The following is a 23341-nucleotide window of genomic DNA, read 5'->3' on the forward strand; positions in this document are numbered from 1 at the left end:
TCGCGGATGGCGATGCGGTCCTCGAGCAGCTTGTTGTAGATGAACCGGGCGCAGCCGATCGTCTTGATGAGGAACTCGGCCTGTGCCGGCGTTGGATGGAGCCGATATTTGTAGGCTTTCAGCATGTCCGTCCCTCCTCCCTCCAGAAGATTGTGAATCATCTTCCTCATCAGATACCCGCGGAGGCGGAGGGAGAATCTGACGGAATCACGAACTTTTGTTCGCTACATCTGTCACAGGGAGAGAAGAGTTTTGGACCGGGCGATTCATCCTCCGCCTACGCCGGGCTACGCCCCGAGACGCTTAGAGGAGGGAGAATTCTCGCCTGATTTAGTTAAACAAACATTCGGCAGTATCTTTAAAAAACCAAAAGGTAAGGGCGACATAAGCCCGAGACAAGCTTTAACGTCAGCGCTCTCTTCAACAGTCGGGGCCGCGAACATCATCGGTGTGCCTGCAGCGATCATGTTCGGGGGACCGGGTGCCATCTTCTGGATGTGGGTCATTGCCATCATCGGCATGGCCATCAAGTTCTCGGAGAGCGTACTTGCCGTCCACTATCGTGAAAAGAATGACGCCGGCGAATTTGTCGGTGGACCTGTCTACTACATATCAAAAGGCCTTCGTTGGAAATGGCTTGCGACTTGGTTCGCCTTTGCCCTCATGATCGAACTCATCCCGAGTATCATGGTACAGGGGAACGCCGTCAGCTCCGCAGTTCGTGAGACGTTCAACGGAAACACGCTCATCACTGGCATTGTCGTTGCCGTTCTTGTCGGTATCATCGTCTTCGGTGGTTTGAAACGGATTGCGAAAGTGACGGAGATCGTCGTTCCTGGGATGGCGCTCGTCTACGTCGGGGCAGGACTCATCATCGTGTTGATGAACTTGTCTGAGATTCCAAACGTGCTCAGTCTTATTTTCTCTTACGCGTTCGAGCCGATGGCCGCGTTCGGTGGTTTCGCCGGAGCCGCAGTCGCCGAAACAATTCGTTGGGGCTTCGCCCGCGGACTCTATTCGAATGAAGCCGGTCTTGGGACGGCACCAATCGCCCATGCCGCTGCACAGACGGATCATCCGGTACGCCAAGGATTCTGGGCGGTCATCGGAATCGTCATCGATACGTTGATCATTTGTAGTACGACCGCCTTCGTCGTCTTGTCTTCAGGTGTGTGGACAGCGGATGGAGCAATGGAAGACCCAGCAGCATTGACGACAATCGCCTTCCGTGAATACTTTGGGTATACGGGAAGTTTACTTGTCACGATCTCCCTCATTTTCTTCGTGCTCTCGACGATCATCGTCATTATCTTTTACGGCTCGCGTCAGGCGGAGTACTTATTCGGTTTAACGGCAGGAAAAATCATGAAGGCCGTCTATATTGTCTCGATTGTCATCGGTTCGATTGGAGGCGCTCAAATGATTTGGAACTTCCTCGACTTGATGCTCGCGATGATTCTCATCCCGAACATGATTGCCGTATTGTTACTCAGCAGTGAGGTTAAGCGATTAACGACCGAATTCTTCACGTCCGAGAAGTACTATAAGAAAGATATCGCCGAAGAAGAGGCGTCTTAACCAACAATCCGACTGCTCACGCAGTCGGATCTTTTTTTAGGATGCCGGTTCAACTTTCTCGATTCCAGCCTTGATCGCTTGTACCGAGGCATCAAACTTCTGTTGTTCTTCGTCCGTCAATTCAATCTCGATGATCTTGCGAATGCCGCTCCGGTCAATCAAGGCCGGTACACCGATATGCACGTCACTCGCCCCATACTCGCCTTCTAAATGAGCCCCAATCGTGACGACGGAGTTTTCATTTCGGACGATGGCCCGGATGATGCGTAGCAAGCCGACCCCAATCGCATAATAGGCGGCACTCTTATACTCAATAATCTGATAAGCAGCGTCACGCACATCTGTATAAATAAATTCCAAGTCCTCAAACTGATACTTCTTGTTCTCTGCCAATAGTTCATCAATACTCTTTCCGTAGATGCGGGCATTGTTCCACGCGACAAATCCCGTATCGCCGTGTTCCCCCATATAATAAGCGTGGCAATTTCGCGGCGACAGTTCGAAATAGTCTCCGAGTTTGTAGCGGAGTCGTGCCGTGTCGAGGACGGTCCCCGAACCGATGACGCGTTCTTTCGGTAGGCCCGATGCCTTCCAAGCGACGTGCGCCATCACATCGACTGGGTTCGTCGCAACGACTAAAATGCCGTCAAATCCACTCTTCATCAAGTCTTCCGTCACGGTGCGGACGACCTTCGCGTTTTGCTCGACGAGGTCCATCCGTGTTTGGCCGAGTTTTTGCGCCGCTCCTGCAGTGATGACGACGATGTCTGCGTCTTTACAATCCGAGTAATCCCCTGCCCAAATCCGGACCGGTGTCGGGGCGAAGGAGATCCCGTGATTGAGGTCCATCGCCTCCCCTTCTGCCTTGGCATGATTCGAGTCAATCAGGACGAGCTCCTCGCAAAGGGCAGCCGTCGATAATTGATAAGCAAAACTGACCCCGACCCACCCGGCACCGATGACGGCGATGCGGGTGATGTCTTTCGGGTCAATATCATCTTTATGCGGAATACGTGTCATGTAGATCCTTCCTTTCCATGAATCATTCTCTTATTTAGCATACCCGACTCTTCCATCTTTAACGACAAAAGCCGCATGAAAAATACACGAATATATTAAATTTTATTGTCCAAAAAGCGAGTGACCCAGCATCAATCGGGTCACTCGCCTTTTCTCTTTTATAAGCTAAACTTAGTCAGAGGTTTTTCACTGTTTTGAAGTAATTAAGATCTTACTTCAAAGATTTTTAAAAATATAAAATACGGACAATTTTTAATATACTCCATAATGAGACAAATGAATATGTTGCCACAATACTCCAGTACAATTTGGGATTACTGAGCTTTTCAAAGTAATAAACACTTAAAAATGTAATAAAGACAGAAAATACCGGGGCCCAAAAAAGAGCTGAAAGAAACAATAGTGCAAAATTTTTAGTTGGAATGAATAAAATTAACTCATCAATTAGAATCCACCAAAAAATAAACGAAAGAAATATAAATAAAATTTTTTCAATATAACCTCCATAAGCAACGATATTCGTTATGACTACTTTTATTTATTAAATATCCTACTTCGATTCAAAGATTCCTGTATTCCGAACATAACCAAAAATTTGAATCGTCTCACTTTCCAGAATGAACGGAATTTTTTCTCTCTCTAAAATTGAAATGAGTTCGGTGGACATATCACAAACATCTGGGTCAAGAATCACTCCCTTATAGAGCAGTACGCTTGGTCGCAAACGAATCCATTCGATGGAGCGTAAACGGGATTCCAGCCAAATCTCATCCCACTCTCCCCACGATATTTCATACTCGGATAACAAATCACTTGGAAATAACGTATCCTCCCCTAAGTATTTCATTTGATACGACGGCGCATGCGTCAACGCTTCAGAGACAGCTCGATTAAGACGTTGCCATTTTGTCTCGTTCATTACCGATGTCAATTGGTGTCTCTCTATGTATTGTAGTTCTTCTCGTCGGTTCATGCTGTTGAACCTTCTATCATAAGTTCTAATTTTTCAATCGTTCGTAATACTTCTTTACGATTCTGCTTGCGTTTCATCCAAGCGGGTAATCGACTTTCGAGACTACGGTTCGTTCCCTCGCTCGTCCGAATCTTTGCCTCGATATAATATTTAATATAGTTGAGGTGTTCACGGTTGTAAGCCCATAACACATGACCACAACAACCTGTTTGTAAAAATAGCGGCAAACCAAAATGAACATCGATTGGTTCTCCGACGTACTTCGTACCGCTCTCCTTCATTTGCAAATGACCGCAATGAAGACAACTGAGGCGCACCTCATCATTCTTCTCCCACACATCGGCCTGTCCCCCACATCTCGGGCAAATGACAAGCATGGGATTCATGAATGAATAAATCTCTCGGCTCTCTACTAAAAATCGATGGGTCACGTTATCGCCTCCTTATTTCATTATACAAAAAACCAGCGAAGCTTAGCTTCGCTGGTTTCAAAGTCACGATTATCCAATCGAACCTTCCATCTCGAACTTATTTAATTGCACTATATATAGAAGGAAATAGGTTTGTTTCATCGTTTGTTTTATGGGTTTTCATCATTTTCGTATGTATTGATGTGTATAGTTTGTTTCAATTTTGAGGGCTGAACTGAGGGCTGAGAGGGCTGAACCGTTTCGCCGTTTTGTGCTGCGGGTATAGGAGCAACAACACGTCACCTGTTTGCGGCACGGGGAGGCAATCACATGCAACTGGCAATCATCGGGTCGAAGGAAGAGATCATGGAAGTGATGCGATATATCGAGGGCATGCGGGTGATCCAGAAGGGCGAGCAAGTGGTCCGGGCGGAGATGGTCACGCGCACGGAAGAACGGACTCAATTGAGGTTCGAGGACATCACGCCGAATACGACGAAGATCGGTTGAGCTCTCTGATGAGGGCTTTTATTTTGCCTTTATTTGGTCACACTCATCTTTCACAATTCGGACGATTGCCGGACGGTCTGGGCAGGGCGTATGCTCGATATGAGGTGAAAACATGGCAGCGACAAAACGACCGTTCTTGTTATATGAAGACACGTATGAACTCATTTTTTCTAGATTAGTAATGGCGAATCTCGACCCTCTCATCACGTTTCGCGTCATCGAAGTCCATCCGCTCAAGATGCGATACCTCTGCGAAGTGAAGAGCCGTGATGAAACATGGTGGCAATGGGTCTATCTACACCGCGGCCACAGCCGTAAGATGTATGTGAAGCCGTCTGTGAAACGAAAAAAGAGCCCCGCCGTTTAAATGGCGGGGCTTACTTTGTTCATTCCTTCGTGTAACCGTCTCTCTCCTTGCCTGACTCATAAAGACCTACCGATGCAAGCCCTGCGATTACACCTGCCCAGATACGGATGTAAATATCAACCGTTGTAAACGGGGCGGCTGCAATCCCGACTATGATGCCGATGAAGATAGCGACAAGCGGGATGATATTCTTCGGGATTCGGACCGTTTGTTTTGCAACTTCACTCAACCCGATGATGACCGGCGAAATCAACGTAACAAGCAACAAGAGTTCTGCTGGAAATTCCATGTTAGACGTCCTCCACTTCGATTTTTTTGAAATCTTTCTTCAGTGCTTGTAAAACATTTCGCTCAAGATTTTCCTCATCTCCAAAAGATCCGATTCGTTTCCCGTCTACAATGACACGTCGCAACTTGTCTTTTGTACCGATAGATTTTTCCTCCGCCGGTTTGGGCGCTACTTTTGGAGGTTCAGGCTTTTTTGAGGGGATTGGTTCGAAATCGAAGTTTTTCCCATAGTTGCTCGGGATAAACTCGCCACTGAACAACTGGTACCAACCTCGATTAATTGCATAGATATGACGTACGTCTCCCTTTTTTAGCCGTGCGCCAGTCTGCGTTCCAAACTTGGCGCTGCCGTAGACTGGGACGTCTCGAAGCATCTTCGCTGTTCCGAGTTTGACTAGTGAAGCAGGCGGCTTGATGGTCTGTGGTTTTTGGGCAGTGATATACGGAACTTTGTAGAACTCACATACGGCCATCGCGATTTCTTGAGCGCATTCTTGTTGGAACGACTTGTCAATCATGAGCAATGCTTCACGGTTGTTGTCCATAAAGCCAAGTTCAAATAAGACTGCAGGCATCTTTGTATTGGCGGTGACGTAAAGTTGTTGCTTCACGACACCACGATTTTTTTGAACTGTGCCTTTGGCCAAATGTTTGAGTGCGATTTTTGCGAACACTTCAGACTGACCGCCCGACGGATCGATGTGTGCTGAGAACCCTTCGGGATCTTTCCCTGGACCATCGAATTTTCCATCAAGAGCGTTATAGTGGATTGAAATAAAGAGATCAACCTTTGCATCATTCGCTCGTTTTACACGAGATGCTAGTGAATGATCCGCATCTCCAGGAGCCGTTTCGACCACTTTGAACCCGCAACGTTTCAACTCTGCAATCAGATAAGCTGCAACCGCTTTGTTAAACTCATTTTCCGGAATGAACCGTCCGATTGATTGAATGAAGGGAGTCCGTTTCCCTGGCGTCAGTGGTGCCAGCCCGTGTCCATCGTCAACGCCGATTTCTATTTCTTCTGCTCGGATATTTGTCAATGCAATTCCTCCTTATGGATGTAATTAAAAAGACGCCATCCGCAGATGACGTCACTTGATGATGAAATGCCAAACTGCCGCGATGCCACCACCGATATACGGGGTGACGATGAGCAGCCATTTGAAATAGTGTGATTTGACCTCGCGTTCGGTCTCGAATCGTTTCTGGCGAGTCTCTTCGATCTTCACGTTGACCTGTCCATCCATCTGCACCTGTTCCTTGAAAATCTCAAGAATCGAGTCAGATTGTTTGAGCACCGTGCCCATAATGACCTCGTTGCGCCCGTCGCGTTTTGCCTGTTCGGATCGGAACTCTTTCAGGTCTCCGGCAATGCCCTCGACCTTCAGCCCGGTCATCATGTTACTTTGCGCCTGGGTGGCCACGTTCTCGGTCAGCGTCTTCATCGTCTGTTCCAACGTACTGATAGAGTCCTTGAGCTCGCTGTGATTCAACTCGAGCGTCTCGACGGCAGGCGCAAGGTCCGCGCCTTGCTTCGCCGTCTGCTCAATCTGTTGAATCGTCTCTTTTTGCTTCTTGATTTCCTTTTCCAGTTTGTCGACCCGTACAACCAAATCCTCTGCCATCTTCGACACTCCCTCTTCTGTTGTCGCTCGGCCGCACGAGCACTGTATCCTTATAAAGTTTCTTGCGTAAGGCATGGCAATCACCATGCTTCATCAGGCCGTCATAACTGCGCAACGTCCGAAGGACCGCATCACCGTCCACTCTTCCCTTTCCATATTGCCGTGCCAAATACTTCACCCGCCGCTTCATGCGGATTGCCGTCGATTTCCGCATCCGGATATGCGTCCGGAACACCCTATACCCAACCCAGTCGATGCCGTGCGAGATCGGACGAATCGATGTCTTGTTGTTGATGCTCAGGTGGAGCTCGTCCTTCAAGAAACAGTCGATCTCGAACAACAACCCCGTAGCACCGTCTTGTCCGCATGCAGGACCAACACATCGTCCATATATCGCATATAGTGCTTGGTCTTCAGCGTATGCTTGGCGAACTGGTCGAGCTCGTTCAGGTAGATGTTCGCACAAAGTTGACTGAGCAGGTTGCCGATCGGCATCCCTATCCCCTGAACGCGCCCTTTCTCGTACTGATGGTCACCAAGCTCGACACCGAAAAGGTCCGACTCACTCGAGATGATCGAATGAATCAGACCTAGCAGCCGTTTGTCCTTGATTTTTCTTTCGATGATGGACAAGAGTATCTGGTGGTCGACACGATAGAAGTATTTCGCGATGTCCAGTTTCAGGCAATAACCACCCCCTTTAAAATCTTGCCGTATCCAATGCTGCAGTCTCCCGACGGCGCGATGTGCCCCTTTCCCTTTCCGACAGGCATAGGAGTCATAGATAAAACTCTTCTCGTAAATCGGGAGCAAGGTCTGATAGATGGACCACTGCACGACCCTGTCTCGAAACGGGAGCGCCATGATCAGACGACGTTTCGGTTCCGTCACGAAGAACTGACGGTAAGGGCTGACCTGATACATGCCGTGCATCAGCTCGTTCTGTAAGATGATCAGGTTCTCTTCTAAGTTCTGTGTGAACCGGAGAATCTCTGGTTTGTAGCGTTTTCCTTTGATTGCTTCTTTGTATGCTGCGTATAAATTTTCATATTCTACAATTTCCCCAAATAATTGTCCGACTCGTTTCAAAAGTGACGTCGCTACCTTTCCATTGATCGTACTAACTAGAGACGATTCTGTTTATTTTTTTGCCGTCTAGGCACGGAAAGGCGTCCGTTTTGTCCACCGTCCGACGTCGTGTCCGACAATCGGCTTCTTCGGGACAGAACCGCGGAACGGAAGCCCAGATTCGTATTCGCATTCGAACGCGGGTTATTCAGGTTGAGATAGAACACCCCGGCATTGGACGAATTGTTCCAATTGCCGCCGCGAATCGGGACCACATTCACAAAGTAGACGCCTCCCCGAAATCATTATTTTTCTTTCTGTGATTTGATCCATCCGCCAATCAGGCGACCGATTTCAGACAAACTACGATTCCACACCTCATATTGTTTGAATGGTAAAAATCCCAATTCCATTGCCAGTCTCGTCAAGAAACGGAGAAACTCAAGTTCGATGTCCAAATCTTGAAGTGTTGTCTTCTTGTGATATCGTTTGTTCGCCCGAACGGTCAGTTCAAGCAATTTGTACATACTTTCTTTCGTGTCTACAGCCAATCCGTATCGTTCTGACTTCGGATAATTCCGTAAAGCGATGTAGCCATAACCAATCATATCCTCTATCTTTTGACGGACTATCAAATCTGAATCATGCATAAATTCCTCCTAAAAGCGGTGAGCCCACTATCGTGGGCCCACTCAGATATTCAGTTGACAGATTTCAGATTACTGAACGAACGCGGAACGGAAGCCCAGATACGTATTCGCAGCCGAACGCGGGATAAGCAGGTTGAGATAGAACACCCCGGCATCGGACGAAGAGGACCAAGCGCCGCCGCGAAGCGGGATACGTGTCCCGTAATTTCGTACGTAAATTCGATCAGAACCGTGATCACCTGAAGTTGGAGCGATCGCGAGATACTTCATCAATTCAGGAACTGTGTACCCGGATTTTCCGGCTAACGACTCGAAAGCTGTATTGTTTTCAGCAAAACTTGAATCGGTATCACCGCCAGTGTACATCGGATTTTCACGCTGACTGTTTAAAATCAACGATCCGCCAGCACTTCCTGATGCTTGAGTGTCATTCCCTGGCACAGAATTATCAAAGAAAACTCCTGTATCTAACCAGTTGGCGAGGTTGTCCGGCGTGTTGAAGTTATTGTCCTGATGAACATAAATCTTTCCGTTCACAAGTCGGAATCCGTCTACAAATTCGTTGATGTTCCCGTTCAAATCGTAAATTCCGGCAATCGTATTGTCATGCGCGAACGACACTGGACCCGTTCCCGTCAAAATCCGAGATGGCGAGGCAGGTGATTCGAGACGACCGACTTCATGCGGCATCGCATGGTCTTTACCGTAGTTGTTGTTCCCACGAGGCATGAACCCATTCTTTTTACACCAGAGCGCGATGGCCGCCCATTCGGCGTTCGTCATCAAGTGCCATCCTGCACCCTTCGCCTTCGACGCCGCAGAAGCCGTGTCGATCGTCATCGAGTGACCCGGTGCCACGCCAGGCAGTGAATAGGCGCGCCCGTCCTTGATGACGTTCTGATATTTCGAGATCCAGATGCCGTCCTTGACGACCCCGTCGACGATGAACGCCGGGTGCGGGGTGTTCGGTGCTCCTGTGATGACGTCTGACAAATTGAAGCGTGGCACGAACACCATGACGGACGGATTGCCTAAATCGTCATACATGACCGTGTTCTTCCCGCCTGTCGCGGCCTCGACCGCATGCCGATAACTATCTTTGATTGAGAATACGAATGGCATTATTCAGCCACCTCCATGTCTGGTTGTTGTTCCGGAACTGATTTCGAGTCGAGGTATACCTGAGGCAATGGCCAAAGGACGAGCTTCACCTTCTTCGTGTCGAGTGGTAACACGACCAGTTCGCCCGCCTCGCCCTCGACTTCGCTCTCGACGTATTCATGTTCGCGTGCCGGGATGATGACCGTGGCGACGTACCATGCGCCAAGCCCTTCGCGGACACGCAATAAATCATTGTCGAGGCACACGTCGATGACCCGCTCGTTCTCCTCTTGCCGTTCAGCGAGTGGAATCTCAACCTGCCCCTCGATTTTGAGTACACCTGCCTGCATAGAAAAGGCAGCCGTTTCACCGGCCGCCACATTAGAAATGATCATATTGTTGCCCTCCTTATTGGATGTTCGGGTTGACGAGCGTCCACGTGAACGCAGCGCTCTTCGCGGAACCCGTCATTTTGACCTTGAACCCGTTCTGTGTCTTGTCATAGACGACGAACGTCCCCGCCGCGCTCGCGTCGCCCGATGGGGTGACCACGACGTCATAGTCCGGGGCGTTCGATTGTGGCCAACCTGTCAGATTGATCAATACGAACGGTTCCGCCGAACGAAAATATCCATCGTCCGTGATGTTGTTGACGATGGTCGCCTTCCCTTGCAGCAACTTCTGTTTCTTGTAACGGTCGAGTTCGAAGTTCAGTTTGTTGATCATGTTCAACGCGATGGCAGCCACCAACCCGCTGCCGTTATGCCCAATCAAAATTCCTTCTTCGATATTGTTCATGTTCTCCTCATCGAGAGGGGTCCCTTCGACGAGGACGGACCCGTTGTTGTCATCGAGGACCCGGTCCTCCCAGGCGGTCGGATCATAAACGAGCGTTCGTTGCATCATGACACCTCCGTCTTGAATTTAAATTGGAACAGGCGTCCCTTGTTTTTTTCTTTTACCTTGTTCGGTGCAATCTCCGCACGGACAATCCCCGACTGATCTAGCAGGCGGCATCGCGTGACCGTCCCGTTCGGTGCTTTGGTCGTCAAATAGACGTGCTTGATGACCGTATCACCCGAGACGATGGACCGGCGGATCTTCGCCGGATAGGTCACCCCGGCGATCGTATAGTCCGCACTCACGCACGTCTGGTCGATCAGTCGGGCGATGTCTTGAATCATGTTTGATTTGAGCAAGGTGCCTCACTCTCCTTTTTGTGTATACGTGACACCGGCGAACGGCAAAGTCGACGACCCATAAGAAGTCGACGAACCTGCGTCGATGTCATCTGAGACCTGCATGCCCTCCTGTTCCGTCATGTGACGGACGACGGGCGGGGAGGAGATGCCGGAATCGAGCACCGCGATGACGGTCACCTCTTCATCGCTCGATGTCCCGACGTCAATCCGGGATGGCTTTTGACCGGAGTACATCGCGCCTGCCATGGTGATACCGCCGACACCCGCCGCGCTCGTCGTCTTCGTTTTGATGGTCGCAGCGTGGCTGGATCCTGGCATGAAGATGCCTGCCCGGACGGCGATGACCGGATGGATGTGGATGCGTCCATTCTTGTAGATGACACGATAATAGACGCTGTCGTCACGACGGAACCAGATCGATTCGAGCCGTGTCGATTTCCGTTTGTTCTTCTCGACGGCACGGAATGCCGAAGGCAGGTCACGCTCGCTACGCAACGGACCATCGATCTCGATGCGGAAGTGATAGGGGTCTCCCCCGTATTCGAACCATTCTACGATTTTCGCCTTGTCCAGGATGATGGACACGACCTCCTCGATTGCCTGAGGCGTTCCTTTCTTGCGGTGGACCGACCATGAGCTCCGGATGAGCGCACGTTTCTGTTCGGCGCTCAATCGGTCGTCATAATAGTCGAGATGTTCTTCCTTGGCAATGATGTCAAGGAGCATCTCCGGTACCGGGTTCGAAGGGTCGAGGATGTCTGTCTGACCGAGCACATAACGGAACATCTCCGAGATCGCTTCGACCAGTGCGCCATTCTCCGGATTCGAGGTGAGCGATGCCGGGAGGAGGTCTGTCAACGAAAAATCATGCAGATCAATCATCGATGAACCCTCCGAACGTCACCCTGATATTCCGTTCATGAGCGACTTGGTCGTCCGCGATCGGGACGTATTCGTTCGGCTCGACGAGGACGCGACGCCCACCCTTCTCCTGCACCCGTGCGTAGAGTTCGCCAGGGTCCACGCCTCTTCCGAGTTTCGAGCGCTGCCACAGCTTGTAATCGGCGATTGCCGTCAGCACCTCGCCCTGATGATAGGATTCGGCGGCACGGAAACTCTCTGGCAGATAATAGACGAGCGTAAGGTCATATTCGACCGGTACAGGCGCAGCCGTCGTGACGAAGTCCGTGAGAGGACGTACATCGCGAGGCGAACATTTTTCGAGCACCGCAGCCAACACTTCTGTGCTCGGTAGCATCCCGCCCTCCATGAGTGGGACGATTTTCACGACACTCGGTGCAGGTGAGACCGCCTTCACATCGATGATGCCCTGATGCGCAGTCTTCGCATGATAGATATATGCCAGCTCCGGACCTGCCGTGGAGTAACCCTCCGGCGACAAATGAATCCGTTCGGCGTACGCTTCGTCCTCCTCGACATCGGTCCCTCCGTTTGAGACCGTGAGGTTCCGGACCGATTGCACCCACGGAATCGGTGTCTGCAGGTCATTGATCAACCCGGGCGCGATGCCGTTGCCGATCGTCCCGTTCTCGGTGCATCGGGCAGTGATATCGATATGGGTCAGACCTGGCGCGACCGAGATGTCACCGACGGTCTCAAAGGAGATACCGCTGTAGGCGACCGTCGTCCCTTCCAGGATGACGAACGTATCCGGGTTGACGACTTCGAATCGTAGCGTCGTCAGTGCAGGCGTCGCCTCGAGTCGGGGCACGCCCTTGTCGTTCCCGATGTGGTCTAGGTAGTTGTCGTCCGCATAGGCGAGACGAGACTGCTTCCCTGTGTAGTCGATGTTGTTCGCCAGTAATGAGGCGATGAACGCCGTCGCCTGCAGGATCTTATACCGAGGGTCGGCTTCGTTCAGTTGAACGCCCGGCATCAGCTGTTCGAACCTTGCCACACCGAGCTGTTCATACTCTTCTACATCGCTCGAGACGAACTCGATCTCAGGTAAATTAAATCGTGTCAATTTCTATCACCACCTTCACCGTCGTTTGGATTCTGCCGTTCAAAAGGTCTGTCTCATCTTGATGGACGATCACCTCTTGGACGCTGACTTGTGGGATGTTACGTTCGAGTTTCTCGATGACCTGTGCGGACCACTCGTTCTTTGCGGTCTCGCTCGGGTCGTCGATTGGCGGGTCCATCCCGAATTCACGGTGCATCGGGTAACTGTCGACGAGCGTGTCCAACAAAAAAGAGACGCTCTGTAAGATGGCAGTCATGCCCGTCGCCCCGTAATCGACCGATGCACCCTCAGAGGACGAACTACTGATCTGATAGACCGTCATCTCCATCCCTCCCTACTTCTTCTTGAATGTCGTGTACTTCGATACGGAGGAGACATAGAGTCCGCCTCCGACGTTGTACCACCGGATGCCGCTGCCGTTTGCATAACCATATACCTGGAAACTCTGACCTTTCCGCAACACCTTTTTGATGCGGGCGTTCAGGGACGGTCCCATCCGGCAATTGAGCATCCCGACCTTCACTGTCGCCGTCCCGATTACCCCGCTCTTCTTCGCGGGGGTCGATGCGGCAGGTGGTTTCGGTTTCGGTTTTTGGCGTATCGGCTTGTCTTTCGGATACTCCTTCATCGTGAGCGAGAGCTCGATGATGTGGGAGACCCCGCGGTTGTCGATGTTGCGATGCGTCTCCTGGAGGTCCTCGATGTACCAGAACCCGTTCGTGACCGGTTTTTGACCGATGACGAGCGTGCCGACCTTGCCACCGTCCCGGAATCCTCGGAGCTGTTGGGCGACCCGTTCAGGGTCGACCTTCAATGACCGTTTCAGACGAATCTTCATGCCAATCGTCTCCTGGCCCGGTCCCTCGAACTCGGGGAGTGGTTTTTGTTGAATGATGTCATGCACGCTCCAACGCGCCGACCCGCTACGTGAGAAGTCGCTGAAGGTGAGTACCTTGCTCGAGGACACCTCGAAGGAGACGCCCGCGAATGTTCCGATTTTCATGACGTCCCTCCGTTCCGTGTCGTGAATTGATCGGCGATGATTCGCCCTTTGACGTCCAGCGTGCCGTTCCCGACGAGTCGGATCGTCATGTTTTTCGTTTTTGAATCGTATTGGACATATGTGCCATCCTCGAACTCGATATGCCGTTTGGTCTCCTCTTTTACAGGCACCTTGTCGACATCGTTGAAGATGGAGCCGAGCACGTAGCCTTGTTTCGCGCTGCCTTCGACGAAGATGCAGACGACGAACTCGTCAATCTTTGGAATCCAGTAGTCCTTCGTACGGATGCTGCCTCGCCCCACGATGGACAGTTCACGAGAAACGACCTCCTCGCCGCCCTTATCCTCGAACAAGACACGGACCGTCGCCCGTTCCGGATAGATCGCGGACACGCGTCCGATATCCACATGTCGCATCAGTATCCCTCCAATACACGCCGAAGCGACAGGGTCGTCTCCGACCCCTTGCTGATCGTCGCCGAGACGGTCGTGATGATGTACTTGCCGTCGAAAGCGTCGAATCCTTGCAAGAGGACCGTCTCGCCCGAATAGACGGCAAGGAATCCCGCGAACCGGACGGAGAAGGTCATGCCCGCCTTGTTGGCATCACGTAATTTTGCCATCGCGAGCTTCTTCGCCGCCGACTCCGAACTGACTTCCTCGTTGACATAGAGGACACGGTTCGTCGCCGGTGGACGTTTCGGGGTGAATGTGTAGCGTCTGACCTTCTTCGTCTTCGGGTCCGTCCATTTGACCGAGCAGCTACGATAAAGGCTCGTCAGCGACTCGTCGCCGTCATAGCTCTTGATCGCCTTGTCGGTCTCTTTGATGATGAACTTCTCAGGTGCCGCCTCCAGCTTCGCCTCGTCCATGACGATAAGTTTCTTGTTGGCCACTTTGAGCGTCAGACCTGCATCAGAGCAGAGACGCATCAGGAATGCAAGGTCTGTCTCCCCCTCTTGGTCCACGCGGTCATAATACGGGTTGTCCATCGCAGAGAAGTAAAGGGTCATCCCGTTCGCTTTCGCGACGTCACCCCCGACCTTGCGAAAATTTGTCTTCTCCCACGCCTTCGTCTTTTGCGAACGATTGAGCGTCGAGCTCTGGGGGATGGACAACCCTTCGATGCTCGATGTCTTTGGTGGTCCAGAGACGCCGAATTTGTCAATCTCGAACGCGCCGATGAACCGGCTCGTCGGTTTTGCGTCGTCCCACCCCGTCGAGATGACGAGGGCGCACTTGATTACCGAGCCCATTTTCGGACGCCAGGCGCTGCGCCATCGTTTCTCCCTGTCCGATAGCGACAGGCTGACCGAGTCCGGTTCGGCAGTGATGTTGTCGGTGAACGAGATGGAGGTCAAAAAGTCCTCGATTTCCCGTGTCACGTTGACGTTGTCATGCAAAATCTCGGGCCTTACCCGCCTCGCATATTTGATCATCCGTACACCTCACCGTCCGAACCGATGTCACCGATCATCTCCGCCTCACCGTCACCGAGCAGCCATTCCGGTTCCCCGGCGAACATTTCCTCCGTCGGCGGGTCCGGTATCTGAAGCTCGACCCCTGCGGAGAAGACGAGGGTGAGACGGTGTTTCGGGTTCGCACGCAACAAAACAGGGAGCAAATATTCGCTCCCCAACAGATTCAAGGCGATGCGGTCGAACGTGTCGCCGCTCACCGTCGTATAGGTCTGCATTTGCCCCCTCCTCAGTATTTGTTTCGTTTCCGTTCACGTTCGTATTGCTCGATCATCCGTTTGAACTCGTCATAGCCCATCTTCACGGCATCCTCGACATCCTCTCGAGAGGACCCTGGCGCCATGTGAACGACCGGGCTATAAACGAACTGATAGGTCGAACTTTCCGACGATCCACCACCCTGGGCATCTGAGGAACCAAAGTCGAGCAAATCTCTCAACGGGTTCCGTCGATGACCCAGTTCTAAGCCGAACCGGGAGGCGACGCGGTTCAACAGGTTCATCGCCCGTCCGCGTTTTTCTTCCGATAACGGGATGATCGCCTCTGGTCCCGCCTCTCCGACGAGCCCCATATGAGCCCGCGTGACGATTCCGCCATTCGCGTACGGGAGATAGCCCCCACCTCGCATCATGTTCACGATTCCGGGATGATTCATGATGCCTCCATATCGACCATCCATATATCGAATGGCAGCGAGTGCCGAGTCGAGTGGATTGCGGCGATTGTTGTAGCCCGGCATCTTCCATCGTTGGAAGGTGGAGTTGATGATCTGGAACAGACCGACCGACGGGTCACCTCGCTGAGCGTTGATGTCCCAGTCGTTGATCGCGTTCGGGTTGAAACCGGACTCTTTTTGGGCGATTGTCATCAAGGGACCGAGTAGACTCATTGGTTTATTGAGCATCGCAAGAGCCTGAGAGATCGCTGTCTTTGCCATCGTGGACCCCGAACCGCTAAACGACGCACCTAACGACTCGCTCATTTTTGGCACGAGCCCTTTGATGTAAGTCAGTGCATGGTCTTTCACGCTTGAGAACGCGCCGGCGGCAAGGTTTCCGAGTGCTCCATCGATTTTAGGGACTTCGATTCCGAACTTTTCAAGCATCGTAGCCAATAATTCTGTCGGGTTCGATAGGTAGCTGAAAACGTCAAACGCTGCATCCTTTGCTTGACCCGCTTTGTCTCCGATCCACGACATTCCTGTATTGAAGGCGTCGGTCACTTTCCCTACCATCGTCCCGAATGCATAGCGTGGTACCTGATTCGCAAGAATCGCCCGGGTCACTGTCGCACTGAGAACCTCTGTTCCTTTCGGCAGGTTCATTAACGTATCGGTCGACGGGCTCAGTCCCACGCGTCCATTCGGTGTCCGATAGAGCTCGGGACCTGCGTTCGAGCCACGACCGTCACCGAGAACAGCGAGCCCGCCCGGGTGCCCTTTCGTACCTTTTGCGTACTGTGGAACCACCCATGTCGGGATCTTCGTTTTGATCCCTAGTTTCCCGCCTACCCAGTTCAGACCACCGATGACCCCGTTCACAGAATTTCCAATCTTACTCAATAATTTGTTTCCGACTGATGCGGCTCCCTCGACTGCCTTACCGCCCATGTTCTTGATTCCTTGTCCCATTTTTCCGGGTAACGCCTTGGCCATCGAAATAATGTCACTGAATTTGTTCGAAATAGAGGTCTTCATTTCGCCGACGATTGCGACGGCGCGATTTTTCATCATGCCAAATTTATCACGGATCCCGTTGACCATTTTCAGGGCCGTACCGATCACCGCGTCCTTCAAGGCATTGAACGTATTAGACCCAAATGTTTTCCCTTTTTGGAAGACGTCGATTGCATAGGCCCACATGTCCTTGAAGTATAACTTGACGTTTCTCCCCATCGAAACGACCGAGGAAACGAGTCGTGTACCCAAGAACTTGATTCCGGTGATAAGCCGGCCGATGAACATGAGGTTCATGTAGTTCCAGATGAATTCAACCGCACCGGATAGGAGTTGTTTGACCCCTTCCCACATTTTCGAGAAGTCACCGGTGAAGAGGCCGGCAAAAATCTTTATGGCTCCCATGATGACATCAAGCGCGCCGTTGATCAGTCCAGAAATGGTGGACCACAACATTTTTAAAATCGGCAGCACAATCGGCGCCAAAAATTGAATGATTTTGATGATTGTCCCAAACACATTTTGGACTGCCTGAATGATTTGAGCGCCATTTTCGTTCCAAAAATCGAGAATTTTCGTCGCAAAACCAGTCAGGGTGCTGACGATGATCGGAATCATCGGTTGTACGATCGAAAGGACGGTCGAGGTCACCTTCATGATGCCGGAGACCACGGCGCCGATTCCTTGGAACACGCCAGAGGCGAGGTCGGCGATTTTAGGGCCGTTATTCGTCCAAAACGACAACAGACCATTAAATATATCGCCGTACATCGCCTTGAGCTTGTCAGCGATTGGCTGTGTCTGCGCATAAATATCACTGAGCGCAGTCGTAATGCTCGTGCCGACGTCTGAAAAGGTATCCTTGATCGAGACGATGCGATCACGGAACGCGTCGATCTGTTTATGATCGAATCCGACGTCCAACATGATCTTTCGACCGCTCACGAAATCGCCATTCAACATATCCTTGGCGGCACGTAATGGGGCCGTGAAATTCTCGATAGTCTTCCCAAGGTTCGCCATCCGACGTTGTATCGCCGGGATTTGTCCCTTCAAATATCCGGAAAACTGTGTGAGATACGGAAGTGCCTTGGAACCGATCGGGATGATGAGCCCAGTCTCGACTTGACGGGCAATACCCTGGAAGGCGTCACCGATTGTGTCGTACTTAACGTCAGCCACCTTTTCCATGGTCTTTTGGGTCATATCGAACTGTTTACGAGCACTGCCCATTGCTTTCAATACGTCCATCTCGAGGTCTTCGGCCTGCGTCCCGAACAGACCGACCGCGATGGCGTTCTGTTCCACCGGATTTTTGACTTTTGCGATGGCAGCCACGACCTGTTCAAACGATTTTTGAGCAGTCGGCCCACCTTTTGCAAAGATCTGAGACATTTTCTCTGCATCCATGCCGAGCGCGCGATATGCCTCGGCGGATGCTTTCGAACCGTCCTTAGAACGGATGTTGAACTCTTTGACGGCATCAGCTGTCTTATCGAGCGAGAACGCCCCGTTTTCGAGTCCTGCGCTGAAAACGTTGAACATTTGATCTGCGCTAAATCCTAGTGCTTTGAAATAAGGTGCGTATTCATTCGCAGTATCCAGCAATTCGTCAGTTTTGTTTAATCCATTCTGAGCGCCTTGGGCGAGCAAATTGAACGCCTCGGTGTTCGAGATGCCGAAGTTCCGCATCATCGTATCCGCTGCCTTGATGGATTGGGTCACGTCCTCACCGAACACATCCCGATAGATGAGCGCGTTCGCTGTCGCCGTCTCGAGCTCTTTCCCGGACAGTTTGGTCACGCTTCGCGTCTTCGAGATTGCGTCCGCAAGGTCGTTCCAATCCTCCCCGAGGTTCGCGTTATAGAGATTCGTCGACACTTTTTTGAGCTCGGCCACTTCTTTCGTCGACATGTTGGTCGACGCCTGGACCTGCTTCATTGCTCCATTAAACGCGTCTGCGCTCTTTGTGGCGCCTGTTAATCCAACAGCTACAGCCCCAATGGCAGCGCCTGCCGTGACGGCCGCCGCTCCGAGCGCTTTCATCGTCCCGGTCGCCACTTTTGACTTCTCGCCCATCTGCTCAAGGCCGCTATTGGCTTTTGCAAATGAAGACTTCATTGAACTATCAACCATACCAGCTAGCTTGAATGCAATTTCATAGACTTGGGCACTAGCCATCTTTTTTCACCTCTCGAACGTCGGTGATGAATTCGATGAGCTCGCGGAGTGAGAGACGCAAGAAATAGTCGATTCCTGTGTGCGCCACAGAAGAAAGGCGGACGCATGCTTTGCGCACGTTCCGCCCCGTCACGATGATTTCTAACCGATTCCCTCTAACCTCTGCGACTCCTAGCTGTTTAAAAAACGGACGACCTCGTTCTTCACTTTGAGAGCTTCCTTACCAGGTAGACGCTTGAAGAATTCATGCGGGACACCCGCCACCGTGGCAGCAAGTGAGAAGGCATAGGCGAGCGTCAATTCCGGAACCGGTGAATAGTTGCCGGTAGCCGAATACGCACGGTCGGCTTCGAGCAAGTCGTCGCCAGTCAGGTTCTCAAGTCCTGACAAATCGATGCTCTCGACAGACTTCCCTTCAAATTCGAATGGTTTCCCGAAGACGATGACGCCTTCTTTTTTCTCACTTGGAGAAGAGAGGACGTTCGTGACGTCCCCTTCCGTTTTTTCGATTTCATCGACACTGATTTGTTTTGCTTCTGTTGGCATGTTTTATCCCCCTATTGTTTTGGTCAGATTAAGTTACGAATCCCACTGAGTTGATCCACGCCATTGAGCACGTAGACGAAGTTGAGCTTGTCGAGCTCAAGGAGTACTTTTCCATCTTCCTCAATCTTGAGGTAGACGACTTCATAGACGGCCGTCGTCTCTGTGTTCGCATTCGTCGCGATTTTACCCGGGTTGATGCCTTTCGGCTGACCCTTCATCGAGATTTTGAGACCGCGATGTTGTGTCACGCCCGATGAGACGTCATAGGCTTGTTGCGCCGCTCGCAGGACGAGCATGCGGTCTTTCATTTGCTGGAGCGCGAACGCCTGGCTTCCGATGTGGCGGAAACCGATTTCGAACGCGAGACTCCCGAAATGTCCTTGCGAGACGCTGTCCCATTCGCCGAGCAGTCCGGCTCCGGATACTGTCTCCGTCAACGGTTCAAGGTTAGGGAGCGTCGCTTCGGCACTGACACCAATCAACTTCTCGGTGTCCGTATACAGGTTATAATTGACTACCTTCTCAGGAATCATGTTCATTATGAAGCACCTCCGAACATAGCATTAGAAAGCATTTGTGGATCAAACTCTAGGATGTTGACGATATGCTCGGCAGGCGGGTAGGCTGCGAGTTTTTGAATGAACGTAATCTTTCCGTTCAAGATATCCGTCGTCGGATTCAAGTCTTGTCGGAACTCGATACGCGCACCGGCAATCTGGCCACGTGCCGCGTATCCGTTCGCCCGGATATTTTCGCTGTCGACGACCGACTCGATGAGACGCATATTTGTCGGATCATCGACTTTTTGGAAGTAAGTCAAGATGAACGTATTACCCCACCAGTTGAAGATACGGCGAATCGAAATGAACCGATCTTTTGGGTCTGTCGTGTTCGGGTAGGCGGCGGTGTTGTTGCCCCACGTCTTCCATCCGTTCCAATTCAACAACGTCACAATCCCGTTGCCGTTCAAATGGTTCGCTTCATCCTTGTCGAGATAGACCTCCGTTCCGTCTGCCAAAACCGCTCCCGAGATGGCGACCGTCTCGTTTGAAGGAGACTCGTGCGGTACTGATTCGTTCCGCGCATCAACAGACGCCATCACGGCACCGAACAATGCCGAGTAGTGGATCTGCTTCTCGCCGACTTTCACTTTCGGCCACAAGGCGACAGCTTGCGACCCGTTATAGCCGTTCGCATTCTTCCAAACGAGAGCCTCGTCATATGACGTGACGACGGATGTGTCGATGTCGAGAGCCGCCATCGCGTTAAATCCGCCGTTGATTTTCTTCGTTTTCGCCTGAAGGACCGCTGCTACTTCCGGGATATGCGAGAATCCTGGTGCAAGTAGTGTTCCGGACACGATGTTGAACATCGGATAGACGACCTTCACGAGTTCGAGCCCCTTATAGGACTTCGAGACCGCATCATATCCACCGATGACGTCTTCAGCCGTGACCGCGCTCGGATCGAGCTTGTCGTATTCGGCAGTCAAGGCAGCATTATCCGTGACGGTGCTCGAAAGTTTCACCACAGACGGTTTACCATAACTGTTGAAGGAAGCGATGTAGTCCGTCCCTTTGACCAAAGGTGTCGCGCCGTTCTTCACGACGAGCGTTTCGAGCAGGACGCCTTCGTCGTCGATAACTCCTTCGCCATTCGCCAACGTGAAGGCCTTCGCCGTGACGGAAGTTTTGTGGACCGACGGGTCAAGTACGTTGATGAAGACAACCGGGGCGATGCTCGCCAACTTGAATGATGCGTACATCGATTCACAGAGCGTGAACGCCTCGAAGTTCTCGCTGTACCCGAGTTTTTCTTGCGCGCTCGCCAAATTATAGACGAGAACTGGTTTATTGACCGCTGCCGCCGGGTCTTTCGCGAGGTGGACCGGCGCCGTTCCGACGACGACCTGCACCGCCGAATCGGCTGTGATCGGTGGCGTCAATGAGGTCGGGTTCTCGATTAGATCGATTCCGTGTTGATATGCCATTATGTTTCACTCCCAACTTGTTTTTGTGCTTCTTGGTACAATACATATTCTTTCGACCCGATCACCTTCAATTTCTCTTGGGCCGTGGATAACGACTTGACCGACACGAGGAGTTGCCCGAGCACCGGGCGTTTCTCGATTTCATGTGCCAAGTACGATGGTACCCCGTTCGAAAAAACGGAGAATTGAGGGACGAGTGCCAAATCAGGCCCGATGTAGACCATTGTCTCAGCCTTCGTGATCGGTTCTGCCTTCACGTCAATCTGAGCGCCCGTCTTTCCTGACGCCCGCTCTTTTTTTACTTTGTTTTCTTCGGTCATATCAATTCCTCCACATCTTTTCTCGCTGGAATCGGCGCTTCCCAATACGTATCGATTGAGCCGAGCCATTGCGGCGCGGTCTCTTCCTCGTAAGGAGAGGCATCGAGGGGATAGCTGAGCTCGTAGAAGCGTCCGGCTAGCGGTCGCGCCCGGAACTCCTCGATGATCCGATTGATGATACGGACCATGTCACGATACCCTTGGTTGTCCGGCGCATCATCGTAGAGACCGACGATGAAGCCAATCCGGACACGAGGTTGCGTCTCCGGTTTCTCGTGCCTAGCCTGCATCAGTTTGACGATGACAAAAGGGAACTGGATATCGTCCTCATGCTGCCGTGCGGGTAGCCCTTGGGAGAAGATCATCATCGGACCGGTTGTGACCGTCCCGTCCGGAAGTGTTTTTTTGAATAACTCGCCCTCGAACATGCCTTTCAATCGGTCGATGATGGCATCTTGTAGCAGTGTCGGGATCATGTCGCCGCCCCTTTCGCCAAGATACGCTCGATTTCATGATCGATGCGCTTGTTGAACATCTTTTGACCGGTGACATCGATTCGATTCCGGATGTCCTCGCGGTTCAGCATCTGCGGTACCGAGGGACCGAACAGCCTGTCAATGGGCAGGCGGCGTTTCGTGCTTCGTTTGAACACTTTGACACCGTTGATGTCTGCGTTGAACGCGCCCTCAAGAGGCTTCGCCGCACCTTTTTTGACCGCGACTTTGATTGGTGACTTCCGTTTCGGGTTGACCGTCTTCGGGCTCACCTTGAACCGGTCCAACGGCACGACCGGACCACTACTCTTTAGGACGGCATTCACGTCACTTCGTTTCGCGCGTGTCCGAGTGATGGTCGGCTTGATGTCGGCGGTCTTGATGTGATAGTTCTTGCGGAGCTCCTCATTGACCGCTTTGGCCACGCTCGACATCGCCCGGTTGAGCGAGTTTGCGATGACTTGCGGCGCTTTCTTCTCCATCGACCCGAGCCTGGACTTGATGTCTTCGATCGCGCGTTCATCGACAGAAACACTGGTCGTAATCATAATGCCGACACCCCTTCCAAGACGATGACAAGGACGCCGCTCTCATCCATGATTTCCATGACTTCATAGGGTCGTCCCTTGAACGCGACACGTTGCCCGCGGAACGGACGTTTCTCGAACGCGGCCTTGTCCGCATAGAAAAGGAGCTCACCTCTCGTGAGCCCCTCCTCATCGTTTTTTCGGTTGAATCGTTCGAGCCTGTCCTCGTCAAAGGTGATGTTGACCAACTTGCCATTGAAAGACACCGTTTCCGCGAACTCATTCGGGTTGAAGAACGTCGTCGACAAGTCTTTTGACAACATCTCTTTGAATAACGACATTCAGG

At 51.8% G+C, this 23341-nt stretch carries 33 protein-coding genes; 3 read left to right on the forward strand and 30 right to left on the reverse strand.

The genetic code is table 11. The features are described 5' to 3' along the window. Positions 1–125, reverse strand: a 125-nt coding sequence (locus PQI28_RS13560; RefSeq protein ID WP_214786042.1) for a helix-turn-helix domain-containing protein, incomplete at its 3' end; no start/stop codon positions are given. Between the two features lie 127 nt (positions 126–252). On the opposite strand from PQI28_RS13560, the gene PQI28_RS13565 reads away from it, so the two are divergent. Then, positions 253–1578, forward strand: a complete 1326-nt coding sequence (locus tag PQI28_RS13565) for an alanine/glycine:cation symporter family protein (protein ID WP_339963626.1) — start codon at positions 253–255, stop codon at positions 1576–1578. A gap of 36 nt (positions 1579–1614) precedes the next feature. Here the strand turns inward: PQI28_RS13565 and PQI28_RS13570 are convergent, their stop codons facing one another. The 3 genes from PQI28_RS13570 to PQI28_RS13580 all read right to left on the reverse strand — a co-directional run bounded on the left by PQI28_RS13570 (position 1615) and on the right by PQI28_RS13580 (position 4002). Next, positions 1615–2598, reverse strand: a complete 984-nt coding sequence (locus PQI28_RS13570; RefSeq protein ID WP_339963627.1) for an L-lactate dehydrogenase — start codon at positions 2596–2598, stop codon at positions 1615–1617. 550 nt (positions 2599–3148) lie between these two features. After that, the gene (locus tag PQI28_RS13575; RefSeq protein WP_339963628.1) at positions 3149–3571 is read right to left on the reverse strand and encodes a DUF6678 family protein; all 423 of its coding nucleotides are present in this window, start codon (positions 3569–3571) and stop codon (positions 3149–3151) included. After that, positions 3568–4002, reverse strand: a complete 435-nt coding sequence (locus PQI28_RS13580; RefSeq protein ID WP_214746219.1) for a hypothetical protein — start codon at positions 4000–4002, stop codon at positions 3568–3570. Before PQI28_RS13580 ends, PQI28_RS13575 begins: the two co-directional genes overlap by 4 nt. 309 nt (positions 4003–4311) lie before the next feature. On the opposite strand from PQI28_RS13580, the gene PQI28_RS13585 reads away from it, so the two are divergent. Both PQI28_RS13585 and PQI28_RS13590 read left to right on the forward strand, forming a co-directional pair. Then, positions 4312–4491 (forward strand): hypothetical protein, encoded by a 180-nt coding sequence (locus tag PQI28_RS13585; RefSeq protein ID WP_339963629.1) that lies wholly within the window; start codon positions 4312–4314, stop codon positions 4489–4491. 112 nt (positions 4492–4603) lie between these two features. After that, positions 4604–4858 (forward strand): hypothetical protein, encoded by a 255-nt coding sequence (locus PQI28_RS13590; protein ID WP_339963630.1) that lies wholly within the window; start codon positions 4604–4606, stop codon positions 4856–4858. A 19-nt stretch (positions 4859–4877) separates the two neighbouring features. Here the strand turns inward: PQI28_RS13590 and PQI28_RS13595 are convergent, their stop codons facing one another. From PQI28_RS13595 to PQI28_RS13720, 26 genes are all read right to left on the reverse strand, one after another. Next, the gene (locus PQI28_RS13595) at positions 4878–5147 is read right to left on the reverse strand and encodes a holin (RefSeq protein ID WP_339963631.1); all 270 of its coding nucleotides are present in this window, start codon (positions 5145–5147) and stop codon (positions 4878–4880) included. A 1-nt stretch (position 5148) separates the two neighbouring features. Further along, positions 5149–6189 carry an N-acetylmuramoyl-L-alanine amidase gene (locus PQI28_RS13600; protein WP_339963632.1) on the reverse strand — a complete coding sequence of 347 codons (1041 nt, stop codon included), beginning with the start codon at positions 6187–6189 and terminating at the stop codon, positions 5149–5151. Between the two features lie 51 nt (positions 6190–6240). Beyond that, positions 6241–6774, reverse strand: a complete 534-nt coding sequence (locus tag PQI28_RS13605; protein WP_339963633.1) for a hypothetical protein — start codon at positions 6772–6774, stop codon at positions 6241–6243. After that, positions 6695–7117, reverse strand: a complete 423-nt coding sequence (locus PQI28_RS13610; RefSeq protein WP_339963634.1) for a hypothetical protein — start codon at positions 7115–7117, stop codon at positions 6695–6697. The genes PQI28_RS13605 and PQI28_RS13610 overlap by 80 nt, the downstream gene beginning before the upstream one ends. Further along, a complete protein-coding gene (locus PQI28_RS13615) occupies positions 7090–7863 on the reverse strand; it encodes a reverse transcriptase/maturase family protein (protein WP_339963635.1) in 774 nt (257 codons plus the stop codon). The genes PQI28_RS13610 and PQI28_RS13615 overlap by 28 nt, the downstream gene beginning before the upstream one ends. A gap of 284 nt (positions 7864–8147) precedes the next feature. Continuing rightward, the gene (avd, locus tag PQI28_RS13620) at positions 8148–8492 is read right to left on the reverse strand and encodes a diversity-generating retroelement protein Avd (RefSeq protein ID WP_339963636.1); all 345 of its coding nucleotides are present in this window, start codon (positions 8490–8492) and stop codon (positions 8148–8150) included. A 69-nt stretch (positions 8493–8561) separates the two neighbouring features. Beyond that, on the reverse strand, positions 8562–9614 hold the full coding sequence (locus tag PQI28_RS13625) for a hypothetical protein (protein WP_339963637.1): 1053 nt from the start codon (positions 9612–9614) through the stop codon (positions 8562–8564). Next, positions 9614–9988: an AAA family ATPase gene (locus tag PQI28_RS13630; RefSeq protein ID WP_339963638.1), complete on the reverse strand. Its 375-nt coding sequence runs from the start codon at positions 9986–9988 to the stop codon at positions 9614–9616. Before PQI28_RS13630 ends, PQI28_RS13625 begins: the two co-directional genes overlap by 1 nt. Positions 9989–10001: 13 nt before the next feature. Next, entirely contained in the window at positions 10002–10496 is a 495-nt protein-coding gene (locus PQI28_RS13635) for a signal transduction protein (protein WP_339963639.1), read from the reverse strand. Beyond that, the gene (locus PQI28_RS13640) at positions 10496–10792 is read right to left on the reverse strand and encodes a hemolysin (RefSeq protein WP_339963640.1); all 297 of its coding nucleotides are present in this window, start codon (positions 10790–10792) and stop codon (positions 10496–10498) included. The genes PQI28_RS13635 and PQI28_RS13640 overlap by 1 nt, the downstream gene beginning before the upstream one ends. Positions 10793–10798: 6 nt before the next feature. Beyond that, positions 10799–11677, reverse strand: a complete 879-nt coding sequence (locus PQI28_RS13645; RefSeq protein ID WP_339963641.1) for a phage tail protein I — start codon at positions 11675–11677, stop codon at positions 10799–10801. After that, positions 11670–12782, reverse strand: coding sequence for a baseplate assembly protein (locus tag PQI28_RS13650; RefSeq protein WP_339963642.1), 1113 nt, complete (start codon positions 12780–12782; stop codon positions 11670–11672). Before PQI28_RS13650 ends, PQI28_RS13645 begins: the two co-directional genes overlap by 8 nt. Next, on the reverse strand, positions 12769–13104 hold the full coding sequence (locus PQI28_RS13655; protein WP_339963643.1) for a hypothetical protein: 336 nt from the start codon (positions 13102–13104) through the stop codon (positions 12769–12771). The genes PQI28_RS13650 and PQI28_RS13655 overlap by 14 nt, the downstream gene beginning before the upstream one ends. Positions 13105–13116: 12 nt before the next feature. Then, the gene (locus PQI28_RS13660; protein ID WP_339963644.1) at positions 13117–13785 is read right to left on the reverse strand and encodes a phage tail protein; all 669 of its coding nucleotides are present in this window, start codon (positions 13783–13785) and stop codon (positions 13117–13119) included. Continuing rightward, positions 13782–14201: a hypothetical protein gene (locus PQI28_RS13665; RefSeq protein WP_339963645.1), complete on the reverse strand. Its 420-nt coding sequence runs from the start codon at positions 14199–14201 to the stop codon at positions 13782–13784. Before PQI28_RS13665 ends, PQI28_RS13660 begins: the two co-directional genes overlap by 4 nt. Next, a complete protein-coding gene (locus PQI28_RS13670) occupies positions 14201–15223 on the reverse strand; it encodes a phage late control D family protein (RefSeq protein ID WP_339963646.1) in 1023 nt (340 codons plus the stop codon). Before PQI28_RS13670 ends, PQI28_RS13665 begins: the two co-directional genes overlap by 1 nt. Then, positions 15220–15480, reverse strand: coding sequence for a phage tail protein (locus PQI28_RS13675; RefSeq protein WP_339963647.1), 261 nt, complete (start codon positions 15478–15480; stop codon positions 15220–15222). Before PQI28_RS13675 ends, PQI28_RS13670 begins: the two co-directional genes overlap by 4 nt. Positions 15481–15491: 11 nt before the next feature. After that, positions 15492–19118, reverse strand: a complete 3627-nt coding sequence (locus tag PQI28_RS13680) for a phage tail tape measure protein (protein WP_339963648.1) — start codon at positions 19116–19118, stop codon at positions 15492–15494. Further along, positions 19111–19236, reverse strand: a complete 126-nt coding sequence (locus tag PQI28_RS13685) for a hypothetical protein (RefSeq protein WP_339963649.1) — start codon at positions 19234–19236, stop codon at positions 19111–19113. Before PQI28_RS13685 ends, PQI28_RS13680 begins: the two co-directional genes overlap by 8 nt. A gap of 53 nt (positions 19237–19289) precedes the next feature. Beyond that, complete coding sequence (locus PQI28_RS13690; protein ID WP_214889652.1) at positions 19290–19664, reverse strand: phage tail assembly protein; 375 nt, start codon at positions 19662–19664, stop codon at positions 19290–19292. A gap of 23 nt (positions 19665–19687) precedes the next feature. Continuing rightward, positions 19688–20203 carry a phage major tail tube protein gene (locus tag PQI28_RS13695; RefSeq protein WP_339963650.1) on the reverse strand — a complete coding sequence of 172 codons (516 nt, stop codon included), beginning with the start codon at positions 20201–20203 and terminating at the stop codon, positions 19688–19690. After that, positions 20203–21654, reverse strand: a complete 1452-nt coding sequence (locus PQI28_RS13700) for a phage tail sheath family protein (protein ID WP_339963651.1) — start codon at positions 21652–21654, stop codon at positions 20203–20205. Before PQI28_RS13700 ends, PQI28_RS13695 begins: the two co-directional genes overlap by 1 nt. Beyond that, positions 21654–21974 (reverse strand): hypothetical protein, encoded by a 321-nt coding sequence (locus PQI28_RS13705; RefSeq protein ID WP_339963652.1) that lies wholly within the window; start codon positions 21972–21974, stop codon positions 21654–21656. The genes PQI28_RS13700 and PQI28_RS13705 overlap by 1 nt, the downstream gene beginning before the upstream one ends. Further along, positions 21971–22450 (reverse strand): hypothetical protein, encoded by a 480-nt coding sequence (locus PQI28_RS13710; RefSeq protein WP_339963653.1) that lies wholly within the window; start codon positions 22448–22450, stop codon positions 21971–21973. The genes PQI28_RS13705 and PQI28_RS13710 overlap by 4 nt, the downstream gene beginning before the upstream one ends. Next, positions 22447–23016 carry a phage tail protein gene (locus tag PQI28_RS13715; protein ID WP_339963654.1) on the reverse strand — a complete coding sequence of 190 codons (570 nt, stop codon included), beginning with the start codon at positions 23014–23016 and terminating at the stop codon, positions 22447–22449. The genes PQI28_RS13710 and PQI28_RS13715 overlap by 4 nt, the downstream gene beginning before the upstream one ends. After that, positions 23013–23336, reverse strand: coding sequence for a hypothetical protein (locus PQI28_RS13720; RefSeq protein ID WP_339963655.1), 324 nt, complete (start codon positions 23334–23336; stop codon positions 23013–23015). The genes PQI28_RS13715 and PQI28_RS13720 overlap by 4 nt, the downstream gene beginning before the upstream one ends. Positions 23337–23341 lie beyond the last annotated feature (5 nt).

Source organism: Exiguobacterium sp. USCH10, from assembly GCF_037619445.1.
Classification (GTDB): domain Bacteria; phylum Bacillota; class Bacilli; order Exiguobacteriales; family Exiguobacteriaceae; genus Exiguobacterium; species Exiguobacterium aestuarii_A.